The 21,586-nt window shown below is 75.1% G+C and carries 20 protein-coding genes; 13 read left to right on the top strand and 7 right to left on the bottom strand.

Annotation, left to right across the window (positions count from 1 at the left end; translation table 11 throughout):
- Positions 1-55: 55 nt before the first annotated feature.
- From panC to ACFWXO_RS08895, 4 genes are all read right to left on the bottom strand, one after another.
- On the bottom strand, positions 56-961 hold the full coding sequence (gene panC / locus ACFWXO_RS08910; protein WP_375881702.1) for a pantoate--beta-alanine ligase: 906 nt from the start codon (positions 959-961) through the stop codon (positions 56-58).
- The gene (locus tag ACFWXO_RS08905; protein WP_375881705.1) at positions 961-1,908 is read right to left on the bottom strand and encodes a Rossmann-like and DUF2520 domain-containing protein; all 948 of its coding nucleotides are present in this window, start codon (positions 1,906-1,908) and stop codon (positions 961-963) included. The genes panC and ACFWXO_RS08905 overlap by 1 nt, the downstream gene beginning before the upstream one ends.
- Positions 1,909-2,012: 104 nt before the next feature.
- A complete protein-coding gene (locus ACFWXO_RS08900) occupies positions 2,013-2,702 on the bottom strand; it encodes a response regulator (RefSeq protein ID WP_375881707.1) in 690 nt (229 codons plus the stop codon).
- Positions 2,703-2,728: 26 nt separating this feature from the next.
- Positions 2,729-3,922 (bottom strand): sensor histidine kinase, encoded by a 1,194-nt coding sequence (locus ACFWXO_RS08895; RefSeq protein WP_375882323.1) that lies wholly within the window; start codon positions 3,920-3,922, stop codon positions 2,729-2,731.
- A 165-nt stretch (positions 3,923-4,087) separates the two neighbouring features.
- On the opposite strand from ACFWXO_RS08895, the gene ACFWXO_RS08890 reads away from it, so the two are divergent.
- Both ACFWXO_RS08890 and ACFWXO_RS08885 read left to right on the top strand, forming a co-directional pair.
- Positions 4,088-5,104 carry an SAM-dependent methyltransferase gene (locus ACFWXO_RS08890; RefSeq protein WP_380522909.1) on the top strand — a complete coding sequence of 339 codons (1,017 nt, stop codon included), beginning with the start codon at positions 4,088-4,090 and terminating at the stop codon, positions 5,102-5,104.
- Entirely contained in the window at positions 5,101-6,270 is a 1,170-nt protein-coding gene (locus tag ACFWXO_RS08885; protein ID WP_375881712.1) for an NADH-quinone oxidoreductase subunit D, read from the top strand. The genes ACFWXO_RS08890 and ACFWXO_RS08885 overlap by 4 nt, the downstream gene beginning before the upstream one ends.
- A 169-nt stretch (positions 6,271-6,439) precedes the next feature.
- On the opposite strand, the gene ACFWXO_RS08880 is transcribed toward ACFWXO_RS08885, so the two are convergent.
- Positions 6,440-7,264 carry a hypothetical protein gene (locus ACFWXO_RS08880; RefSeq protein ID WP_380522919.1) on the bottom strand — a complete coding sequence of 275 codons (825 nt, stop codon included), beginning with the start codon at positions 7,262-7,264 and terminating at the stop codon, positions 6,440-6,442.
- 293 nt (positions 7,265-7,557) lie between these two features.
- On the opposite strand from ACFWXO_RS08880, the gene ACFWXO_RS08875 reads away from it, so the two are divergent.
- The 3 genes from ACFWXO_RS08875 to ACFWXO_RS08865 all read left to right on the top strand — a co-directional run bounded on the left by ACFWXO_RS08875 (position 7,558) and on the right by ACFWXO_RS08865 (position 11,195).
- The gene (locus tag ACFWXO_RS08875) at positions 7,558-8,028 is read left to right on the top strand and encodes a hypothetical protein (protein WP_380522907.1); all 471 of its coding nucleotides are present in this window, start codon (positions 7,558-7,560) and stop codon (positions 8,026-8,028) included.
- Between the two features lie 28 nt (positions 8,029-8,056).
- Positions 8,057-10,882 carry a toxin glutamine deamidase domain-containing protein gene (locus ACFWXO_RS08870; protein WP_380522906.1) on the top strand — a complete coding sequence of 942 codons (2,826 nt, stop codon included), beginning with the start codon at positions 8,057-8,059 and terminating at the stop codon, positions 10,880-10,882.
- A 67-nt stretch (positions 10,883-10,949) separates the two neighbouring features.
- On the top strand, positions 10,950-11,195 hold the full coding sequence (locus tag ACFWXO_RS08865) for an antitoxin (RefSeq protein ID WP_380522905.1): 246 nt from the start codon (positions 10,950-10,952) through the stop codon (positions 11,193-11,195).
- Positions 11,196-11,198: 3 nt separating this feature from the next.
- Here ACFWXO_RS08865 and ACFWXO_RS08860 read toward each other — a convergent pair whose 3' ends face one another.
- Positions 11,199-11,468 carry a DUF6247 family protein gene (locus ACFWXO_RS08860; RefSeq protein WP_380522904.1) on the bottom strand — a complete coding sequence of 90 codons (270 nt, stop codon included), beginning with the start codon at positions 11,466-11,468 and terminating at the stop codon, positions 11,199-11,201.
- A 109-nt stretch (positions 11,469-11,577) separates the two neighbouring features.
- Between ACFWXO_RS08860 and ACFWXO_RS08855 the strand changes: the two genes are divergently transcribed.
- The 7 genes from ACFWXO_RS08855 (at position 11,578) to ACFWXO_RS08825 (ending at position 19,836) form a co-directional block, all read left to right on the top strand.
- Complete coding sequence (locus ACFWXO_RS08855) at positions 11,578-12,906, top strand: SUKH-4 family immunity protein (RefSeq protein ID WP_380522903.1); 1,329 nt, start codon at positions 11,578-11,580, stop codon at positions 12,904-12,906.
- A gap of 169 nt (positions 12,907-13,075) precedes the next feature.
- On the top strand, positions 13,076-13,930 hold the full coding sequence (locus tag ACFWXO_RS08850) for a glycerophosphodiester phosphodiesterase (protein ID WP_380522902.1): 855 nt from the start codon (positions 13,076-13,078) through the stop codon (positions 13,928-13,930).
- A gap of 166 nt (positions 13,931-14,096) precedes the next feature.
- Positions 14,097-15,059, top strand: coding sequence for a Ppx/GppA family phosphatase (locus ACFWXO_RS08845; protein ID WP_375881728.1), 963 nt, complete (start codon positions 14,097-14,099; stop codon positions 15,057-15,059).
- 504 nt (positions 15,060-15,563) lie between these two features.
- Complete coding sequence (locus ACFWXO_RS08840) at positions 15,564-16,367, top strand: sugar phosphate isomerase/epimerase family protein (RefSeq protein WP_375882328.1); 804 nt, start codon at positions 15,564-15,566, stop codon at positions 16,365-16,367.
- Between the two features lie 45 nt (positions 16,368-16,412).
- The gene (locus ACFWXO_RS08835; protein WP_375881731.1) at positions 16,413-17,183 is read left to right on the top strand and encodes a class I SAM-dependent methyltransferase; all 771 of its coding nucleotides are present in this window, start codon (positions 16,413-16,415) and stop codon (positions 17,181-17,183) included.
- Positions 17,184-17,399: 216 nt separating this feature from the next.
- On the top strand, positions 17,400-19,244 hold the full coding sequence (gene ilvD, locus ACFWXO_RS08830) for a dihydroxy-acid dehydratase (protein ID WP_380522901.1): 1,845 nt from the start codon (positions 17,400-17,402) through the stop codon (positions 19,242-19,244).
- 79 nt (positions 19,245-19,323) lie between these two features.
- Positions 19,324-19,836 (top strand): hypothetical protein, encoded by a 513-nt coding sequence (locus tag ACFWXO_RS08825; protein ID WP_380522900.1) that lies wholly within the window; start codon positions 19,324-19,326, stop codon positions 19,834-19,836.
- Between the two features lie 44 nt (positions 19,837-19,880).
- On the opposite strand, the gene ACFWXO_RS08820 is transcribed toward ACFWXO_RS08825, so the two are convergent.
- Positions 19,881-20,330, bottom strand: a complete 450-nt coding sequence (locus ACFWXO_RS08820; protein ID WP_375881738.1) for a hypothetical protein — start codon at positions 20,328-20,330, stop codon at positions 19,881-19,883.
- A gap of 208 nt (positions 20,331-20,538) precedes the next feature.
- Between ACFWXO_RS08820 and proC the strand changes: the two genes are divergently transcribed.
- A complete protein-coding gene (gene proC / locus ACFWXO_RS08815) occupies positions 20,539-21,366 on the top strand; it encodes a pyrroline-5-carboxylate reductase (RefSeq protein WP_375881741.1) in 828 nt (275 codons plus the stop codon).
- Positions 21,367-21,586: the final 220 nt, after the last annotated feature.

Below are 21,586 nucleotides of genomic sequence, written 5' to 3'. Positions count from 1 at the left end.
ACTACCTGTTCGGCGAACTGTTCAGCGAACGATTCCGTACTGGACGGTCAGCTGCCTAGCGGCAGATGACGTGAACGTTGTCGATCAGGCGGGTCGAGCCCACCTGTGCGGCGACGGCCAGCACCGCCTCGCCCTGGAAGTCGTCCGCCGCCTCGGAGAAGTCGTGCGGGTCGATCAGGGCGAGGTAGTCGAGGGTGACGCCCTCGGCGCCGTCCAGGACGGCGGAGGCGGCCTCGCGCACGGCCTTCGGGCCCTGCGCGGCGACGTCCCGGCCGGCGAACAGGGCCTTGGACAGGGCGAGGGCGCGGGTGCGCTCCTCCTCGGAGAGGTAGCGGTTGCGCGAGGACAGCGCCAGGCCGTCCTCCTCGCGGACGGTCGGCACGCCGACGATCTCGACGTCGAAGTCCAGGTCGGCGACCATCCGCTGGATGAGCGCCAGCTGCTGGGCGTCCTTCTCGCCGAAGAAGGCGAAGTCCGGGTCGGTGATGTGCAGCAGCTTGGCGACGACGGTCAGCACCCCGTCGAAGTGGCCGGGGCGGGTGGCGCCCTCGAAGCGCCCGCCCATCGGGCCGGCCGCCAGGCGCACCTGCGGCTCGCCGTTCGGGTAGACCTCCTCGACGGACGGCGCGAACACCACGTCGGCGCCGTTCTCCTCGGCCAGCTTGACGTCGGCGTCCAGGGTGCGCGGGTAGCGCTCCAGGTCCTCGGCCGGGCCGAACTGCAGCGGGTTGACGAAGACCGTGACCGCGACCCGGCCCTCCCGGCCGACCTGCTTGCGGGCGGCCCGGACCAGCGCGGCGTGGCCCTCGTGCAGGGCGCCCATGGTCATCACCACGGCGTTGTCCACCGGGCTCTCGTCCGGCCAGAACGCGGCCTCGAAGTCGTCCACGGTGTGGGTGACGACGGCCCGGTGGACCTTCGGCGCCCGCTGGGCCTTGCTCGGCTGCTTCCCGCGTGCCATCAGTGCTTCTCCTCGTTCAGTACGTCCAGCAGCGCCGCCGCCGACGCGTCGTCGATCGTCCCGTTGGCGAGCGCCCGTTGCGCGGTGGCGCGGGCCATCGCCCGGTACGCCGCCGGGATGTCCGGGGACACCGTACTGAGCTGCGCCAGGTGGCGCCGTACGGTGCCCGCGTCGCCCCGGGCGACCGGGCCGGTGAGGGCCGCGTCGCCGGAGCGCAGGCTGTTGTCCAGGGCGGCGCCGAGCAGCGGGCCGAGCATCCGGCCGGGCTCGGCGACGCCGGCCGTGCGCAGCAGGTCCATCGCCTGGGCGACCAGGGTGACCAGGTGGTTCGCGCCGTGCGCGAGGGCGGTGTGGTAGAGCGGGCGGACCTCCTCGGGCACCCACTCGGGCTCGCCGCCCATCTCCACCACCAGCGCCTCGGCGACCGGCCGCAGCTCCTCGGGGGCGGTCACCCCGAAGGGGCAGCCGGCCAGCCGGGCGAGGTCCACCGAGGTGCCGGTGAAGGTCATCGCGGGGTGCAGGGCCAGCGGCAGCGCCCCGGCCCGGGCGGCGGGCTCCAGGATGCCGACGCCGTGCGCGCCGGAGGTGTGCACCAGCAGTTGGCCGGGGCGGACCGCCCCGGTGGCGACCAGCCCGGCCACCAGGTCGGCGAGCGCGTCGTCCGGGACGGTCAGCAGCACCAGGTCGGCGGCGGCCATCACCTGCGGCGGGGTGACGATCCGCACGCCCGGCAGCAGGGACTCGGCGCGGCGGCGGGAGGCGGCGGACACCCCGGAGGCGGCGACCACGGTATGCCCGGCGAGCTGCAGGGCGGCGCCCAGCGCGGGGCCGACCCGGCCGGTGCCGACCACGCCGACGGCGAGCCGGGCCGGTCGGCTGCTGGGGTCGCCGAGGCCGTCGGCGAGCGGGGCGAACTCTCCGAAGTCGGCGAAGTCGGACGAATCCATGTCCACCCTTGTCCTGAATGACCGTTCCGGTCCGCGTCGGGTACCGGACGTACCGCCCCAGTGTACGGGCGGCCCCGGCAGTCGTCCCTGGGCGTGGCTAGGCCCTAGTCGGACGCCCCGGCCCGGATCAGCCCGGCCTCGTACGCCAGCACCACCGCCTGGACCCGGTCGCGCAGCCCCAGCTTGGCCAGGATCCGGCCGACGTGGGTCTTCACGGTGGCCTCGGAGAGCACCAGCCGGGCCGCGATCTCGCCGTTCGACAGGCCCTGGGCGACCAGCAGGAACACCTCCCGCTCGCGCTCGGTCAGCGGGCCCAGGACGTCCGAGCCCGGCGCGCTGTGCGGGGTCGGCAGCACCTCGGCGAAGCGGTCGATCATCCGCCGGGTGGTGGTCGGGGCGACCACGGCGTCCCCGCCGTGCACCGCGCGGATCGCGGCCACCAGCTCGGTCGGCGGGACGTCCTTGAGCAGGAAGCCGCTGGCCCCGGCCTTGAGCGCGGCGAAGGCGTACTCGTCCAGGTCGAAGGTGGTGAGGATGAGCACGTGCGGGGCGTTCGGCAGCGGGCTGCCGTCCTCGGCCAGGCAGATCCGGCGGGTCGCCTGCACACCGTCCAGGCGCGGCATCCGCACGTCCATCAGGATCACGTCCACCTGCGTGTGCCGCAGCCGCTCCAGCGCCTGGGCGCCGTCGCCCGCCTCGGCGGCGATCTCGATGTCGCCCTGCGACTGGAGGATCATCCGGAAGCCGGTGCGCAGCAGTTCCTGGTCGTCGACGAGCATCACGCGGATGGTCAAGGTGGCTCCTAACAGAGGACGGGGGGCTAGTGTGCCGCCTTGAGCGGGAGGACGGCGCGGATCCGGAAGCCGCCGCCGGGGCGGGGGCCCACGTCGAGGCTCCCGCTGACCATGCCGACCCGCTCGCGCATGCCGATCAGGCCGTGGCCCAGACCGTCCGTGCCGCCGGCGGCCAGTTGTTCGTCGGTGCTGCCGCGGCCGTCGTCCTCCACCAGGACGGCCAGCTCGCGTTCGCCGAAGTCGACCGCCACCCGGGCGTGCACGTCGGGGCCGCCGTGCTTGCGGACGTTGGTCAGCGCCTCCTGGACGATCCGGTAGACCGTCAGCTCGACGCCGCGGGGGAGTTCGCGCGGGTGCCCGGAGGTCGCGTAGTCGACCTCCAGCCCGGCCGTGCGGACCTGCTCCAGGAGGTCGGGCAGCTCCTCGACGCCCGGCTGCGGGACGTACTCCTCGGCGGTGCCGGCGGTGCGCAGCACGCCCAGCAGGCGGCGCATCTCGACCAGGGCCTGCCGCCCGGTGGAGGCGATCGTGCCGAGTGCCTCCTTCGCCTGCTGCGGGGAGTTGTCCAGCACGTAGGCGGCGCCGTCGGCCTGGACGATCATCACCGACACGTTGTGCGCGACCACGTCGTGCAGCTCGCGGGCGATCCGGGCCCGCTCGGCCGCCACGGCCACCTTGGACTGGGCGTCCCGCTCGCGCTCCAGCCGGGCCGCGCGGTCCTCCAGCTCGGTCAGGTAGGCGCGCCGCACCCTGGTCAGCCGGCCCCAGGCCCAGCAGAGGATGAACGGGGTGCTCATCAGCACGGTGACCAGCAGCGCCTCGGCGACGCCGTACGGCCGGGAGACGTACACCCCGGTGTGGTCGGTGGTGGACGTCTTCACCAGGTGCATCCGCCAGAACGCCAGCGGACCGGCGGAGAGCCCGGCGAGCAGGGCGAGCCGGGAGGTCCACTTCTGGCCGAAGGCGGCGCCGGTGTAGGCGAACACCAGGTAGGCGATGGAGGAGGCGCCCGGGTCGATGTCGGCGGCGACCTGCCCGAGGCCGACGCCGGTGGCGGCGGCGACGGTGACGTCGGGGAAGCGCCGGCGGAAGACCATCAGCAGCGGCAGCAGCACCGCGACCAGGATCTCGGAGTTGAGGCGCCAGCCGCTGTCGGAGGAACTGTCGGACACCAGGGCGAAGAAGAGCACGAGCGACGCCCAGACGGCGTCGACCACCATGGGGTGACGGCGGAGCCAGGCGTTGAGTCGATGCACGTGTCCAGCCTAGGCAGTCGCACGAGGTGCCCAGGTCCGCCGGTAGGGCGATCCGTCCTACTCCGTAGGTCGGAGACGCCCCCGCTCCGGTTGGGAGGGGCCGCGCACCGGCGGGTAGCGTCCCGCCCCATGACGTGGATGCGGTGGGCGCCCGCCATGGAACGGGCCCTGTACGACCGGGACGGCGGCTTCTACCGCAGGCCGGAGGGCCCGGCCGGGCACTTCCGGACCTCGGTGCACGCCTCGCCGAGGTTCGCCCGTGCGGTGGCCCGGCTGCTGCTGGAGGTTGACGAGGCCCTCGGTCGTCCGGAGGAGCTGGCCCTGATCGACGTCGGGGCCGGGCGCGGGGAACTGCTGGCCGGGGTGCTGGCCGAACTGCCCGGGCCGGTGCTCGCCCGGCTGCGCCCGTACGGCGTGGAGCTCGCCGACCGGCCCGCCGGACTCCCGTCCACAGCCCTGTGGACGACGGAGCCGCCGCGCGGGGTGACCGGGCTGCTGTTCGCCAACGAGTGGCTGGACAACGTGCCGCTGGACGCCGGGGAGGTCGACGAGGACGGGGCGCTGCGCTACCGCGAGGTGGACACCGCGACCGGCGAGGAACGCCTCGGCGAACCCGTCTCGGCGGCCGACGCGGCCTGGGCCGAGCGCTGGTGGCCGGCCGTCGAGCCCGGGGAGGTGGTGGAGTTCGGGGCGCCCCGGGACGCCGCCTGGGCCCGGGCGGTGGCCGGGCTGGAGCGCGGCCTGGCCGTCGCCGTCGACTACGGGCACACGGCCGGGCGGCGGCCGCCGTTCGGGACCTTCACCGGTTTCCGGGACGGCCGGGAGGTGGCCCCGGTGCCGGACGGCTCCCGCGACGTGACCGCGCACGTCGCGCTGGACGCCGTCGCCGTCCCCGGTCTCCACAGCCTGTGGACGACGCAGCGCGAGGCCCTGCGCGCGCTCGGGGTCAGCGGCGGGCGCCCGCCGCTGGCGCTCGCCTCCACCGACCCGGCCGGCTACCTGCGGGCGCTCAGCGGCGCGGGGGAGGGGGCCGAACTCACCGACCCGGCCGGGCTGGGCGGCTTCGGCTGGGTCCTGCAAGCCGTCCGCATGCCGGTACCGACGAGCCTGGCGGCCCTGCCGGGATGGCAGACTCTGGGGTCATGAGGGAGACCACGGTCGGCATCGGGGCGGGAGCCGAGAACTTCACCGGCGGGGCGGGCACCACCGACATGGTGCTCAACATCGGCCCGCAGCACCCGGCCACCCACGGCGTGCTGCGGCTGCGCCTGCTGCTCGACGGCGAGCGGATCGTCACCGCCGAGCCGGTGATCGGCTACATGCACCGCGGCGCGGAGAAGCTGTTCGAGGCCCGTGACTACCGGCAGATCATCATGTTGGCCAACCGGCACGACTGGCTCTCCGCCTTCTCCAACGAACTCGGCGTGGTGCTCGGCGTCGAGCGGATGCTCGGCATGGAGGTCCCCGAGCGGGCGGTGTGGATCCGCACCCTGCTCGCCGAGCTCAACCGGGTGCTCAACCACCTGATGTTCCTCGGCTCCTACCCCCTGGAACTCGGCGGGATCACCCCGATCTTCCACGCCTTCACCGGCCGCGAGGACCTCCAGCACGTGCTGGAGGAGGCCTCCGGCGGCCGGATGCACTACATGTTCAACCGGGTCGGCGGCCTCAAGGAGGACCTCCCGGCCGGCTGGCTCGGCCGGGTCCGCGCCGCCGTCGCCACCGTCCGCTCCCAGCTGCCGGTCTTCGAGGACCTCGTCCTCGGCAACGAGATCTTCCGCGCCCGCACCGCCGGCGTCGGCGTGCTCACCGCGGCCCAGGCGCAGGCGTACGGGGTCAGCGGCCCGATCGCCCGGGCCAGCGGCCTCGACCTCGACCTGCGCCGCGACGAGCCCTACCTCGCGTACGGCTCCGAGGAACTGCGGCAGGTGCTCACCGTCGTCACCCGCGAAGAGGGCGACTGCCTCGCCCGCTTCGAGTGCCTGCTGGAGCAGACCGGCAACGCGCTGGACCTCGCCGACGCCTGCCTCGACAAGCTCGCCACCCTCCCGCCCGGCCCGGTCAACCAGCGGCTGCCCAAGGTGCTCAAGGCGCCCGAGGGCAGCACCTACGCGTGGACCGAGAACCCGCTCGGGGTCAACGGCTACTACCTGGTCTCGCGCGGCGACAAGACGCCGTGGCGGCTCAAGCTGCGCTCGGCGTCCTTCAACAACATCCAGGCGCTCACCGAGCTGCTGCCCGGGACGCTGGTCGCCGACATGGTGGCGATCCTCGGGTCGATGTTCTTCGTGGTCGGCGACATCGACAAATAGACCGACCGGTCTACTGACTGTTGTCTGGACCGACCGGTCTACCGAGGGTCGTCTGGACCGACCGGTCTACTGGTAGCTCTGGACCGACCGGTCTACCGACGGCCGCCTGGACCGACCGGTCTACCGACGGCAGGCCCGGCTCCCCTGAGGGGGACCGGGCCCGCAGCCGCTACTTCTTGTCCTTGGCCTTCTTGACCGGGTCCGCCGGGTGCGGGGCCACCCTGCGGTCGCCCTTGGTGGCGATGCGCTCCTCGCACAGCCGGGCCAGCACCTCGTACGCCTCGCGGCCCATCAGCTCGGTGAGCTCGGGGCGGTAGCTGACGTACACCGCCACCGCGCCCTGGTGCGCGGCCGGGGCGCCGGTGCACCACCAGTGCAGGTCGTGGCCGCCCGGGCCCCAGCCGCGGCGGTCGTACTCGCCGATCGTCACCTGGAGGTAGCGGGTGTCGTCGGGGCGGTCGATCCAGTCGTAGGTGCGGCGGACCGGCAGCTGCCAGCAGACGTCCGGCTTGGTCTCCAGCGGCTCGCGGCCCTCCTTGAGGGCCAGCGCGTGCAGGGCGCAGCCGGCGCCGCCCGCGAAGTCCGGGCTGTTCACGAAGATGCAGGCGCCGTCGACCCGGCGGGTCTGGCGGTCGCCGTCCTCGTCCAGCATGGTGACGCCGCCGTCGTTGCGGATCCGGCCCTTGGCGTCGGTGCCCTCGGCGAAGTTCTCCCACAGCTCGGGCGTCAGCCGGGCCGCGTGGCCGAGGACGCGCTTCTCGTCGTCCTCGTCCGAGTAGTGGGCGCCCAGCGTGCAGCAGCCGTCCGACTCGCCGCGGCCCTCGCGGATGCCGTGGCAGCCCTGGCCGAAGACGCAGGACCAGCGGGAGGTCAGCCAGGTCAGGTCGCAGCGGAAGACCTGCTCCTCGTCGGCGGGGTCGGCGAACTCGACCCAGGCGCGCGGGAAGTCGAGCGGGACCTCGTCGCGCGGGATCTCGCGGCGCAGGGTCGGCATCGCGAGGTCGACGGGGGCGGGGGCGGCCGGGGGCTTCGCCTTGGCCTTCTTCTTGGACGTTTCTGCTGGTGCCACCCGGCAAGGGTAGAGCTTCGCGGGGGTGTACGGGCCGGTGGGCGACGCCCGCCGCGCGCCCCGGACGCGTCCGGGACGCGTTCGGCACGCGCCCGGGTCGCGTTGGGCACGCGCCCGGGACGCGGTGAAGGCGGGGTGAAGAGGTGCGGCCGTCCGCCGGGCGGAGGCGGCCGCGTGCCTAGGATGGCGGCCGCGGTCCGCTACGGGGAGGTACGGGGATGGCAGGCGGCAGCACCGGCGAGTCCGACGGCGACGGCACCGGGTTCGCCCTCAAGCCGTGGGAACTCCACGGCGAGGGCAGGGAGTTCGAGAAGCTCGGACGTGAACTCGGCAAGGCCGTCGGCACCTTGGAGAAGGACCTGGCCGCGCTCGGCGCGCCCTGGGGCGCCGACCAGCCGGGCAGCGCCTTCGCCGCCGTCTACGGCCCGGCGCACGGTGAACTCCTTGGCGGGCTCAGAGCCCTGGCCGGCCAGGTGGGCCAGGTCGGCGCCGGACTGCACACCATGGCCGAGCGGACCACCGACACCGACACCTCGACGGCGGACGGCTTCGGCGCGAACACCGGACCGGCCGCGGCCGCGCCGGGGGCGGTCGCCAGGCCCGCCGTGTACCAGGGCCCGCCGACGGCTTCGGGAACCGGGGCAACCCCGGGGGCGGCACCGGCCGTCCCCCAGGACATGTCGGTCTGAACGGCCCGGCTCGAAGGGGGAGAAGCGCGTGTCCCGGAAACTGCCCGAGGAACTGGTCCCGCTCCTGGCCAGGACCGGCCACCCGTGGCCGCAGGCCGACGAGGGGGCCCTGCGCACGGCGGCCGCGCACTGGCGGGAGTTCGCGGCGGAGGCCGAACGGATCACCCGCCGGGGCGGCGAGTCCGCCCAGCGCGTGGCCGCCGACAACACCGGCCACGCCGTCGACTCCTTCACCGCCTACTGGCGCACCTGCAGCGACGGCGGCAAGGGCCGCCTGCCGGACGCCCACACCGCGGTCGGGCTGGTCGCCGCCGCCTTCGACACCGCCGCGCAGGACGTCGACGGCTGCAAGGCCGAGATCATCGCCACTCTGCGGAACCTGGCCGCCGAGCTCCAACAGGCCCGGGAGCAGGCCGCCGAGGTCCGGCGGACCGCGGCCGGGGTGGCCCGCAGCGCCGACCGGACCGGGCAGACGGGGCAGAGCGGGCAGACCGGGCAGACGGGCCGGACGGGAGTGTTCGGCGGACTGGCGAAGTCCGTCGCCGGCTTCGCGGCCGGCGTCGAGAACACCGCCGCCGACCAGGTCGCCGCGGGCATCGAGGCCGTCGCGGTGGAGACCGCCGCCCTCAAGATCGCCGGACTGCTCGCCGAACTCGGCCGCGGCATGAAGGACGCCCTGGCCACCGCGCTCAAGGACCCCTCCGCCGTCGCCCTGCTGCGCCTGGGCGCCGCGGCCACGCCCGGCGTCACCACCGCCTCCTACCGCACCGCGGCCGGCTTCGACCCGCTCGCCGCCGGACTGCCCGCCGCCCTGGGCGAACCGGGCGTGCTCGGCAAGGACGGCACCGGCCTGGTCGTGCTCTCCGGGAAGGACGGCAAGCCGCTGGTCGGCGTGCCCGGCCTCAGCGTCGCGCTCGACGCCCACGGGCAGCCCGTCCTCGGCACGGACGGCAAGCCGGTCATCCTGCGCTCCGACGGCACACCGGTGGCCGATGCCGCCGGGCTGCTGGTGGTGACCGGGCCGGACGGCAAGCCGGTGGTCGGGGTGGCCGGCCTCGCCGTCCGGCTCGACGAGCACGGGCGGCCGGTGCTCACCGACCGGGCGGGCAAGGACCTGCACGGGCTGCCGCTCGCCGACCTGACCGACCTGACCGACCTGACCAACCCTCGGGACCCCAGGGACCCCAGGGACCCCAGGGCTCCCGGGGCTCCCGGGGGCGACCCGAAGGTGCCGGGGGAGCCGACGGCGGACCGGGCCGGCGCGCCGGTGGTCCCGTCCGTGCTCTCCGCGGCGTCGTACGTCGCGGACCCCACCGCGGACCCCACGGCCGTCCCGGCCCCGGTGCCGACGGCCGACCCGGCCGCGGCGGCGGCCACCGGCCCCGCGTACGGAGGCTCGTACGGCGGGTCGCACCGGGCCGTGGCCGCGGCCGCCGACTGGTCGCCGCCCGCCCGGGACGACGGGCCGTCGGTCCGGGCGGCGGCCCCCGCCCACCAGGGCGGCTCATCGGTGGCGGCGGGCTGGTCGGACGGGGACTACCCGCTCCAGGCGCCCACCCGCACCAACGGCGGTGGCGGCACCGTGCCGGTGACCGTACGGACCGACTCCGTGGCCGCGCCGCCCGCGCCCGTCACCGCGCCGTCCACCGGCGGACCCGTCTACAGCCCGGCGCCGGACACACCCCCGGTCGTCCGACCGATCGGCGTGGTCGGTGTCGGCGGCGTCATCGGCGCGCCCGGGCCGTTCGGGACACCGGCCTACTCGGGCGGCTACCCGGTGGCCGGCCCGATCGGCGCCGTCGGGCCCGGCCCGCTCGCCGCCGGCGGCGGCGGCGGATACCCGGCGCACCCGGCCACGCCCTTCGGCAGCGGTGTCGGGGCGGGGGCGCCCGCCAATGGCGCGCCCGTGGTCGGCACCCCCGTGGCCGGTGCACCCGCCGTCGGCGCGCCGGTGGCCGCCGGACCGCAGTCCGGCGCACCCCGTACCCCGGCCGGAACCCACGGCCCGGCCACCGCACCGCCACCGCCACCGCCACCGCCGACCGAGCCGCCGATCGTCGGCACCACCCCGGTCATCGGCCGGCCCGAGCCCCACCACCCCGACGGCCGCCGCCGGGACACCGCCGCGCCCCTCGCCGACCCGACCCTGGCCTGGGGCGCCGTCCCGGTCGCCACCGCCCACGCCCTGGCCCTCCAACTCGCCCTGCGCGCCCGCCGCGGCCCGCTCGCCGACGACCCCGAACCCCGACTGCGCACCATCGCCGACAGCCGCCCGTACGGACGGCCCGGCGGGCTCGGCCCGGTCGACCCCCAGCACCAGGCCGAACTGGAACGACGGGTCCCCCGCGACCAGGACGACCGGCCGGCCCGCCACCCCGACCCGGCGGCCGGCGGCTGGACCGAGGCCGTCAACGCGGGCGGCCACCGCCAACCCGGCCGGGCCAACAACAGCCTGGAGATCGCCCTCTCCGCCGTCGACACCTACACCGGCCGCCCCACCTGCGCGGCCCCGCGCATCCCCACCGAGGGCGACGCCGGCGAACGCGGCGGCCGCGACCGCGCCGAACGCGAACTCGGCGCCCCCTTCCGCGACCTCGGCGACGGCGGCCAGGCCTTCACCCGCCTCGCCGCCGAACTCCGCCGGGCCGGGCACGGCGCCCAGGCCGTCCTGCTCACCCTGGACGCCTACGGCCGCCCGCACGCCTGGAACGCGGTCAACCACCGGGACGCCGTCACCTACCTCGACCACCAACTCGCCCGCCGCGGCCCCGCCCCCCTCCACCCCGCCACCCAGGGCCTCTGGGCCATCGCCCTGACCCCGGACGGCCGCCCCCTCGACCTCGCGGTGGCCTGAGCGCCTTTGCAGCCGGGAACAGCGCTGCTGCACGCGGAGACGCGTGCAGCAGCGCTACCTTCCAGGCATGACCGCCCTGACGATCCGGGACGTCCCGGAAGACCAGCTCCGGATCCTCGAAGTTCGTGCGGCCCGGGCCGGCAAGTCGCTCAACGCCTATGTCCTGGACCTCATCGCGCGCCAGACCTCCAAGCCCACGCTGGCGGAGACGGTGGCCCGACTGGATCGGGAGACCAGCGCCGGCGTCAGCACGGTGGACGTCCTGGCCGCGATCGACGAGGGGCGGGAGCGGTGCCCCGAGTCGCGGACCTGAGGCTCACGGCGCCCCGAGCCGGCGCAGGACCGTGGACGCGGGAGTGCCGGGAGCGGTGCCGGACCGGACGGCGGTCTGGATGCGGTCGCCCTCCGGGTCGCGGTAGAGCTGTGCGCGCAGCCACCAGCGGCGCAGGACGCCGTCGATCGTCTCCTCGTCTGCCTCGTCCATCTCCCGGTGGAACTCCTTCCGCTGTGCCGGGGGGAGGGCTGCGGCGACGGCGCCCTGGGTGCGGGCGACGGGCTGTCGGCCGTGCACGGGTGTGGTGTTCACCGTTCCTCCGGATGTCATGGTCGGGCGGGCGGGGTCCAGTGTCGTCCCCGGTGGCTGATCGGGGCTGGATGATGGTGGCGTTCGGATTCGGTTCGACGGGGGTGGACGCGTGATCGCTCGGGCGCAGGCGGTGGAGGCGGGGCACCGGTGGATCAACGGGGATCTGCCGCAGGGGGCCGGGGTGGCGCGGCGGGTGTGCGCGCATGAGTTCGAGCTGGGGTGGGTGGTCTGGGCGGAGCCGCCGCGGGTGGAGGTGGATCCGCGGACGGGGGAGCGCCGGGCGCCCGAGGAGGTCGGGGCCGCGTGTGCCGTGGTGGACCGGGAGAGCGGGCGGTTCACGGTCTGGCCGTCCGTGCCGGTGGACGAAGTGGTCGGGCTCTACCGGGACTTCGTCGGTGCGGGCGGCCACGACCCGACCCGGCCGCCGGCCACCGGCCGGGGTGCCCGGGCCGAACTGACGTACCGGGACGGCACCGGCGCCACCCGCACGTTGGCGCTGCGCTCGGCCGCCGGGCTGCCGCATCCGGCGCTGCGCGGCTGGTGGTGGCTGCGGGAGCGGGGCGTCGCGGCGGAGGACGTGCTGGCGGTGCGGACCGACCTGCGGATGGCGGCCCTGCCCGGCGGCTACTGGTCGTACGCGCTGGCGGCCGAACTGCCGCACGCCCGGCTGGACTTCGACCTGCCGTACGGCCCGCGCTTCGACCACCGGGCCGCCGCCGTACGGGAGTTGCCCGCCGGGACCGCCGGTCCGGACGCGTCGGACGCGTTAAACGCGCCGGACGGGCCGGGGCGCAACCGGGTGCCGTTCCCGCGGGCGGTGCCGCCGCTGCCGCCGGAGCCGGACGCCGCGCTGGCGCAGCGGCTGGCCGGGCGGTTCGGTCCGGCGGGCGTGCAGCGCTTCGACCCGGCGGAGGTGGTGCGCGCGGAGCTGCCCGGGGAGGCGGCGGCGCTGCTGCTGGCGGTCGGGCTGCCGAGGGCGGTGGACGGCTTCTTCGCGCTGCACCACCCGGGTGCGGAGGCGATCGCGGACGGCTCCCGCCCGGGCACCGTGCTGCCCCCGCTCGCGCCGTACCTCGCCGCGCTCGGCCGCGGCACCCGGGCAGCCGAACGGGAGCGGACGGCGGCGGCCGGGCAGCTGGTGCTGGGGACGGACGGCTGGGCGCTGATCACCCTCGACCCGGCGGACGGCGCCGTCCGGGCGGTGGACCCGGACGACGCGACGGCCCGGCACTGCAACGCCGACCTGCGGGCCTTCGTCCGCTGCCTGGAGCTGTTCGCCGGCTGGTGGCCGACCCTGCGCGGGCTGGACCCGGCCGCGGCGGGTACGGCGGTGGACGCCCTGCAGCGGGGGCTGGCGGAGCTGGACGGTACGGTCTACGGCGATCCGGAGAACTGGTGGGCCGTCATCGTGGAACAGTTGTGGGACGGCCTGCTCTGATCCGGCCGCGGGCCGTGGCGATCCGGCCGATCCCGGCGATCCCGGCGGACCGGGGAACCGGACGTCGGTGCGGGGCTGTCAGGAGGATCAGACGACCGCGTACCAGCCGACCCCGAGTGACCGAAACCGACCGACCGACCCCGAGTGACCGAAACCGGAGCACCGAGCCGTGACCGCCCCGCCCCGCGCCGCCCAGACGGCCGCCCTCGCCGCGCTCGCGGTCCTGGCCACCGGGTGCGCCTCCGCCGGTCCCGCGCTGCAGGCCCGCTCGGCCGCCGCGCCGCAGGTGTGCGCGTCCCCGGTGGTGATCGGGCACCGGGGTGCGCCGTTCAACGCGCCCGAGAACACCATGGCCTCCTTCGACACCGCGCTGAACCAGGGCGCGGACTGGCTGGAGACCGACGTGCAGACCACCCGGGACGGCGTCCCGGTGCTGATGCACGACCCGACCGTGGACCGCACCACCAACGGCAAGGGCGCCGTCGCGGACCTGACCGCCGCCCAGGTCGCCGCCCTGCGGGTGACCGTCGGCCCGGGCGGCGCCCAGCCCGTCCCGACCCTGGAGGAACTGCTGACGCGCCTCTCCACCAGCAGCGCCACGCTGCTGATGGAGATCAAGTGGCAGCGCCCCGAGGACGTCGCCCGGATCGCCCGGATCGCGGCCGGCAGCCGGGCGCACGTCGTGCTCTACTCCTTCTCGGTCGCCAACCTGCGCCAGGCCCACGCGGTGGCCCCCGCCCTGCCGGTGGTGCTGATCCAGAGCGGCGGGATCGCCGAGGACCCGGGGGACCTCAAGCTGGACGGCATCGCCCTGGACGCGGGCCTGGCCAGTGCCACCCGGATCGCGGCCGAGCGCAAGGCCGGGCGCGAGGTCTACGTCTGGACGCTGGACGACGCCGAGGCCTGGCAGCTGATGACCGCCCGGGACGCCGACGGCCTGATCACCGACACCCCGGGCCCGGCCCGCCGCTGGGTGGACGCCAACTGCCGCACCGAGCGCCGGTCCGGTCCGCGCGGCCACTGAGCGCGCGGCCACTGAGCGCGCGGCCACTGAGCGGGCGGCCACTGAGCGCACGGTCGTCGGGCACCACCCACCGATCGCACCCGGAACGGTCGGGAACGACCTGGACCAGCGCGAATACGGTCACAACCGATCTCCTCCACGGCCGGATCGCGTAGCGTGGAGAGTTATGCGACTCGGTGTACTCGACGTAGGTTCCAACACGGTCCACTTCCTCGTGGTGGACGCCCATCCGGGTGCCGCCCCGCTGGCCGCTTACTCGCACAAGGCCGAACTGCGCCTGGCCGAGCTGCTCGACGGCTCCGGCGCGATAAGCGAGGCCGGCGTCGACCGGCTGATCGGCCACATCGCCTCCTCGCTGCGGGTCGCCGAGGACAAGGGCGTGGTCGACATCCTGCCGTTCGCCACCTCGGCCGTCCGCGAGGCCGCCAACGGCGAGCAGGTGCTGCGCCGGGTCGCCGCCGAGACCGGGGTCGAACTCCGGGTGCTCTCCGGGCAGGACGAGGCCCGGCTCACCTTCCTGGCCGTCCGGCGCTGGTTCGGCTGGTCCTCGGGCCGGCTGCTCAACCTGGACATCGGCGGCGGCTCCCTGGAGATCGCCTGCGGCCTGGACGAGCAGCCGGACGTCGCCTGCTCGCTGCCGCTCGGCGCCGGGCGGCTGACCGCCCGCTGGCTGCCCGGGGACGTCGCCGACCCGGACGCGCTGCGCGAGTTGAGACGGCACGTCCGCGCCGAGATCGCCAACGTGGTCGGCGAGATCTCCCGGCTCGGGGCCCCGCAGCACGCCGTCGCCACCTCCAAGACCTTCAAGCAGCTGGCCCGGATGACCGGCGCCGCCCCCGCCGACGCCGGCCCGTACGCCGACCGCCGGCTCACCCGCAGCGGGCTCGCCGCCTGGCTGCCGCGGCTGTCCACGATGACCGTCGCCGAGCGCGCGCAGATCCCCGGGGTCTCCGAGGGCCGGGCCAAGCAGCTGCTGGCCGGGGCCCTGGTCGCGGACGCCGCGATGGACCTGTTCGGCCTGGACGAGCTGGACGTCTGTCCGTGGGCGCTGCGCGAGGGCATCATCCTGCGCGAGCTGGACGCCATGGACAGTCCCACCGACCAGCGCCGCCCCGCGCTCACCCAGTAGCGGGGGAGCGTGCCGGCGGTCACTCCGCCGGGCGTCCGCCCCCGTTCGGGGCGCGCTCCGCTTACGCTGTCTCCCGTGGTGCAACCAGCGGGCGAGGACGGAACGCAGGAGGGCCGCGCTCCCGGAGCGGACGGGCAGCCGCGGCCGGCCGGCCCGCGCGGCCGACTCGGCACGGCCGGGCTCGGCAAGGCGGTCAAGGGCGCCACCGCGGCACAGGCGGGCAAGGTGGCCAAGGTGGCCAAGGCCGCGAAGGTCGCCAAGAGCGCGAAGGCCGCCAAGGCGGCCAAGAGCGCCAAGGCCCCCGCCAAAGCCGCCCCCGCCCCCGCCAAGGCCGCCTCCGCCCCCGCCTCCGCCCCCGCCAAGAAGACCGCGGCGCGCAAGGCCGCCGGTGCCGCCAAGGCCGCCGTCCAGTCCGTCCGCTCGGTGAAGGCCGCCAAGCGCGACGCCGCCCGCCCGCCGCTGCTGCGCACCACCGACCGGCTGGTGCTGCCCCAGCACCCGACCCTGCACATCCCGGACACCAAGGTGGCGCTGTCCACCGCCTCGGTGTACCCGGCGAGCACCGCCGTCGCCTTCGAGCTGGCCGCCAAGCTCGGCTACGACGGGGTCGAGGTGATGGTCTGGAACGACCCGGTCAGCCAGGACCTGGAGGCGCTGCGCCGCCTCTCCGACGCCCACCAGCTGCCGATCCTGGCCGTGCACGCCCCCTGCCTGCTGATCACCCAGCGGGTCTGGACCACCGACCCGTGGACCAAGCTGGTCCGGGCCCGCGCGGCGGCCGAGAAGCTCGGCGCGAGCGCCGTCGTGGTGCACCCGCCGTTCCGCTGGCAGCGGCAGTACGCCCGCGAGTTCGTCGAGGGCATCAACCGGATGGCGGGCGAGACCGACGTCCGCTTCGCCGTCGAGAACATGTACCCGTGGCGCTACCGCGACCGCGAGGTGCTGGCGTACGCCCCCGGCTGGGACGTCACCGACGAGGAGTACCGGCACTTCACCATCGACCTCTCGCACGTGGCCACCTCCCGGATCGACGCCTTCGAGATGGTCGAGCGGATGGGCGACCGGCTCGCCCATGTCCACCTGGCCGACGGCAGCGGCTCCGGCAAGGACGAGCACCTGATCCCCGGCCGGGGCAAGCAGCCCTGCGCCGAACTGCTGGAGCACCTCGCCCGCACCGGCTTCGACGGCCACGTGGTGCTGGAGGTCAACACCCGCCGCTCCGCGTCCCCCGCCGAACGCGAGGCCGACCTGGCCGAGGCCCTGGCCTTCACCCGCTTGCACCTCGCCACCCCCTCGCGCGTACGCTGATCGCCCGGCCCGATCGGGCGTGAACTGCCGTACGCAGGGGGAAACGTGACGGACTACCAGAACTACCGGGAACTCGCCGTGAGCTTCGGCGCGGTCGCCGCCGAGTACGACCGGGGGCGCCCCGGCTACCCGGACGAGCTGTTCGACGCGGTGGAACGGCTCTGGGGCCGCGGCCTCAAGGGCGCCCGGGTCCTGGACGTCGGCGCCGGGACGGGCATCGCGACCCGACTGCTGGCCGCCCGGGGCGCCGAGGTCGTCGCGGTCGAGCCCAGCGACGGCATGGCCGCCCAGTTCCTGGCCTCCTCGCCCGCCCTGCCGCTGGTCCGCGGCACCGGCGACGACCTGCCCTTCCACGACGCCTCCGCCGACCTGATCACCTACGCCCAGGCCTTCCACTGGACCCGCCCCGAGCGCTCCGTCCCGGAGGCGGTCCGGGTGCTGCGGCCGGGCGGCGCCGTCGCCACCTGGTGGAACGTGCACGACGAGACCGTGCCGTGGGTCCGGGCCCGGGCCGAGCGGATGGCCGCCGCGCTGCCCGACCGCTACCGCGGCTACGGCGGGATCAGCGGCCACACCCGGCACTTCGCCCCGGCCGGCCTGGTGGTCGAGCGGACGGTGCTGCACTGGGAGCGGCAGGTCACCGTCGAGCACGTGCTCACCGACCTGACCTCCCGCTCCTACCTGGCCTCGCTCAGCCCCGAGGAGCGCGCCCCGGTGCTGGCCGCCGAGCGGGCGGCGATGGCCGTCGAGTTCCCGGACGGCCTGGTCGCAGAACCGTTCAGCCTGGACCTCACCGTGGCCGTCAAGCCGGCCTGACCGCAGGCCGTCCGCGCGCCGTCCGCAGGCCGCCCGTCCCGCCGCCCGGGGCCGCCCGTCCGCCGCAGGCCCTCGCACGCACCCCGCCCCGGCTGCCCGCATCGCGGACGCGCCGTCCGCCGGCCGGACGGCGGGCGTAGGCTCGTAAGCCACAACGGCCCCCGCACCCTGATCACCGGCGGGGCGCCGGCGAGAGCCCCGAAGGAGTGGAGCACAGTGCCCGAGCTGAGGTCCCGTACGGTCACCCACGGTCGCAACATGGCAGGCGCCCGGGCGCTTCTCCGGGCCGCCGGCGTAGCCCGCGAGGACTTCGGCAAGCCGATCATCGCGGTCGCCAACTCCTTCACCGAGTTCGTCCCCGGCCACACCCACCTCCAGCCGGTCGGCCGGATCGTCTCCGAGGCGATCAAGGAGGCCGGGGGCATCCCGCGCGAGTTCAACACCATCGCCGTCGACGACGGCATCGCGATGGGCCACAGCGGCATGCTCTACTCGCTGCCCTCGCGCGACCTGATCGCCGACTCGGTCGAGTACATGGTCAACGCGCACTGCGCCGACGCGCTGATCTGCATCTCCAACTGCGACAAGATCACCCCCGGCATGCTGATGGCCGCGCTGCGCCTCAACATCCCGACCGTGTTCGTCTCCGGCGGTCCGATGGAGGCCGGCAAGGCCACCCTGGTCGACGGCACCGTGCGCAAGCTGGACCTGATCGACGCGATCTCCCAGGCGGTCAACGAGAACGTCTCCGACGAGGACATCGCGATCATCGAGGAGAACGCCTGCCCGACCTGCGGGTCCTGCTCGGGCATGTTCACCGCCAACTCGATGAACTGCCTCACCGAGGCGATCGGCCTCTCGCTGCCCGGCAACGGCTCGGTGCTCGCCACCCACACCGCCCGCCGGGCGCTGTACGAGCGGGCCGGGCGCACGGTCGTCGAGATCACCAACCGCCACTACGGCCAGGACGACGCCTCGGTGCTGCCGCGCGCGATCGCGAGCCGCGCCGCCTTCGAGAACGCCATGGCCCTGGACATCGCCATGGGCGGCTCGACCAACACCATCCTGCACCTGCTCGCCGCCGCCCAGGAGGCCGAGCTGGACTTCGACATGCGGGCCATCGACGCGGTCTCCCGCAGGGTGCCCTGCCTGTCCAAGGTCGCGCCCAACGGCTCGTACTACATGGAGGACGTGCACCGGGCCGGCGGCATCCCGGCCATCCTCGGCGAGCTGTACCGGGGCGGGCTGCTCAACGAGGACGTCCACACCGTGCACTCCGACTCGCTCGCCGAGTGGCTCAAGACCTGGGACGTGCGCGGCGGTTCGCCCTCCGCCGAGGCCGTCGAGCTGTGGCACGCCGCACCCGGCTGCAAGCGCTCCGCCGAGGCCTTCTCGCAGTCCGAGCGCTGGGAGTCGCTGGACACCGACGCCGCCGGCGGCTGCATCCGCAGCGTCGAGCACGCCTACTCGGTCGAGGGCGGCCTCGCCGTGCTGTACGGCAACCTCGCCGAGGACGGCTGCATCGTGAAGACGGCCGGCGTCGACGAGTCGATCTGGACGTTCAGCGGCCCGGCGGTGGTCTGCGAGTCCCAGGAGGCCGCGGTCGAGGCGATCCTCGCCAAGCGGATCAAGGAGGGCGACGTCGTCGTCATCCGCTACGAGGGCCCCAAGGGCGGCCCGGGCATGCAGGAGATGCTCTACCCGACCTCCTTCCTCAAGGGCCGCGGCCTGGGCAAGGCCTGCGCGCTGGTCACCGACGGCCGGTTCTCCGGCGGTACCTCGGGCCTGTCCATCGGCCACGCCTCCCCGGAGGCGGCCTCCGGCGGCATCATCGCGCTGGTCGAGGACGGCGACACCATCGCCATCGACATCCCGGCCCGGACGATCTCCCTGGAGGTCCCGGACGAGGTCCTCGCCGAGCGCCGTCGGGCGCTGGAGGCCGGGCACGGCTACCGGCCGCAGAACCGCGAGCGCCAGGTCAGCCAGGCGCTGCGGGCCTACGCGGCGATGGCCACCTCGGCCGACAAGGGCGCCGTCCGGGACGTCAGCAAGCTCGGCTGACCCCGCACACCCCGGAGGAGCCGTCCCGGCCGGGACGGCTCCTCCCTCGTTCCGCGGCGCCCGGGTGATAATCGACGACGTGAGCGAGCAGCCCCCCACCCCCGCCCCCAAGCCCGCCGGCGCCCCCGAGCCGGAGCCGATCCGCTTCTTCGGCACCTCCTGGCTCCACCGGGACAACGGCTACTGGCTGCGCCGGGTCGGCGTCTCGGTCGGCGCGCTGGCCGCCACCGCCGCCGCCGCACTGGTGCTGCGCTTCGGCGTCGAGGGCATCGCCCTCTCCGAGAGCGGCGGCTTCCTGAACGGGCTGCTGACCGCCGCCATCGCGGTCTGCTCGCTGATGGCCGTCCGACGCACCTGGAAGGTCCTCACCGAGGGCAAGGAGCAGCTGACCGGCTGGATGGCCGAGGACAAGTCGCTCGGCGCCGTCTGGCTGATCGGCGGGGTCGGCAGCCTGGCCGCCTACTTCGCCCGCAGCCTGGTCGAGGCCCCCGGCGAGGCCGTCCGGCGGGACGCCCACCGGAAGGCCGTCGAGCAGTACGAGAAGCGCCAGGCCGGCCGCAGCGGCCGCCCCGGCGGCAAGCGCAAGCGCTGACCGCCGACCCGCCGCCCCTCCGCCCCGATCCTCGCCGCGGGTTCCTAACCCTTGCCGCGGGCCTGCTTCACCGAGCCCACCACCCCGGCGATCACCAGCAGCAGGCCGGCCGGCAGCAGCGAGATGAAGAAGGACCCGAACAGCCCGCTGTCGCCGAGGAAGTACTGCGCCAGGGTGTTCAGCACCAGCAGTCCGCCGGCCGCCGGGAGCGCCGACTGCCACGGGTGCGCGTCGGCCCAGCGGCGCAGCCGCCGGTCGGTGGTGTCGCGGCGCAGCTGACCGCCGACGGTGCCGACCAGGAAGAGGAAGAACAGGGCCCAGCCGGCCGGTCCGGCCAGCATGGCCAGTGACCAGTCCCCGGAGATCGCCTCGACCCCCAGGGCGGTCGCGCCCACCACCGCACCGACTCCCGCGGCCGTCCGCCACGGGCCCATCGTCGCCGAGGCGGCGGCGAGTTGCCGGTTCTCACGTCGGGACATTTCGTCGTGTGCCATGGCTCCACGGTGCGCCCGCCCGGGCCCGGAGGCCATAGGGGAAACCCCCGAGTTTTCTCCCTAGGGGCAAAGCCCGCGCCCGGACCCTTCCGGCGCTCCCGGGCCGTCCCCGCCCCTGCGGGGCCCTGCGGACCACGGACCGGACGGTCCGGACGGGCGCCGCCGGGCGGTGCGAGGATGGCCGCAGTACCGAGGCAAGGAGCGGACCATGGGCAGCAGCGCAGCACACGGACAGAAGATCGCCTTCCTGGGCACCGGCAAGATCGGCGAGGCCCTGCTCTCCGGCCTGCTGCGGGCCGGCACCGACCCGGCGGACGTCCTGGTGACCGCCCGCCGCCCCGAGCGCGCGGCCGAACTCGCCGACCGCTACGGCGTGGTGGCCGTCTCCAACGCCGAGGCCGCCAAGCTCGCCGACACCCTGATCCTCGCGGTCAAGCCGCAGGACATGGGCACCCTGCTGGAGGAGCTGGCCCCGCACATCAGCCCGGACCGGCTGGTGATCTCGGCGGCGGCCGGCGTCCCGACCGCCTGGTTCGAGGAGCGGCTCGCGGCCGGCACCCCGGTGGTCCGGGTGATGCCCAACACGCCGGTGCTGGTGGACGAGGGGATGAGCGTCATCTCCGGCGGCTCGCACGCCCGGGAGGAGCACCTGGCGCGCGCCGAGGGGATCTTCAGCTCGGTCGGCAAGGCGCTGCGGCTGCCGGAGGCCCAGCAGGACGCGGCCACCGCGCTGTCCGGCTCGGGCCCGGCCTACTTCTACTTCCTGGTCGAGGCGATGACCGACGCGGGCATCCTGCTCGGCCTGCCCCGGCAGGTGGCGCACGACCTGATCGTGCAGTCCGCGATCGGCGCCTCGGTGATGCTGCGCGACTCCGGCGAGCACCCGGTCAAGCTGCGCGAGGCGGTCACCTCCCCGGCCGGCACCACCATCGCGGCGATCCGCGAGCTGGAGAACCACGGGGTGCGGGCCGCGCTGCTCGGCGCCCTGGAGGCGGCCCGGGACCGCTCCCGGGAGCTGGCCTCCGGCGGGAAATGACCCCTGCGCGACCCCTCCCGCAAAGGCGGCGCACGCCCTACGCTCTCGGCCAACATCGTTCTACCGGCCAGTAGCGAGGTCCCGCATGAGCGTCGTCCCCCCTGTCCTCCCCCCCCGCCCGCGGGCCGGGCGGGGCGCCCCCGCCCGCCCCGACCCGACCCCCGGCCCCCCCCCACGCCGCCGGGGGCACAGAACACCCCAGGAACAACCACACAAACGG

Origin of the sequence: Kitasatospora sp. NPDC059088, from assembly GCF_042738155.1 — a bacterium.
Classification (GTDB): domain Bacteria; phylum Actinomycetota; class Actinomycetes; order Streptomycetales; family Streptomycetaceae; genus Kitasatospora.
Note: the sequence above shows the minus strand (reverse complement) of the source record. Positions and strands in the feature narration are given on the sequence as shown.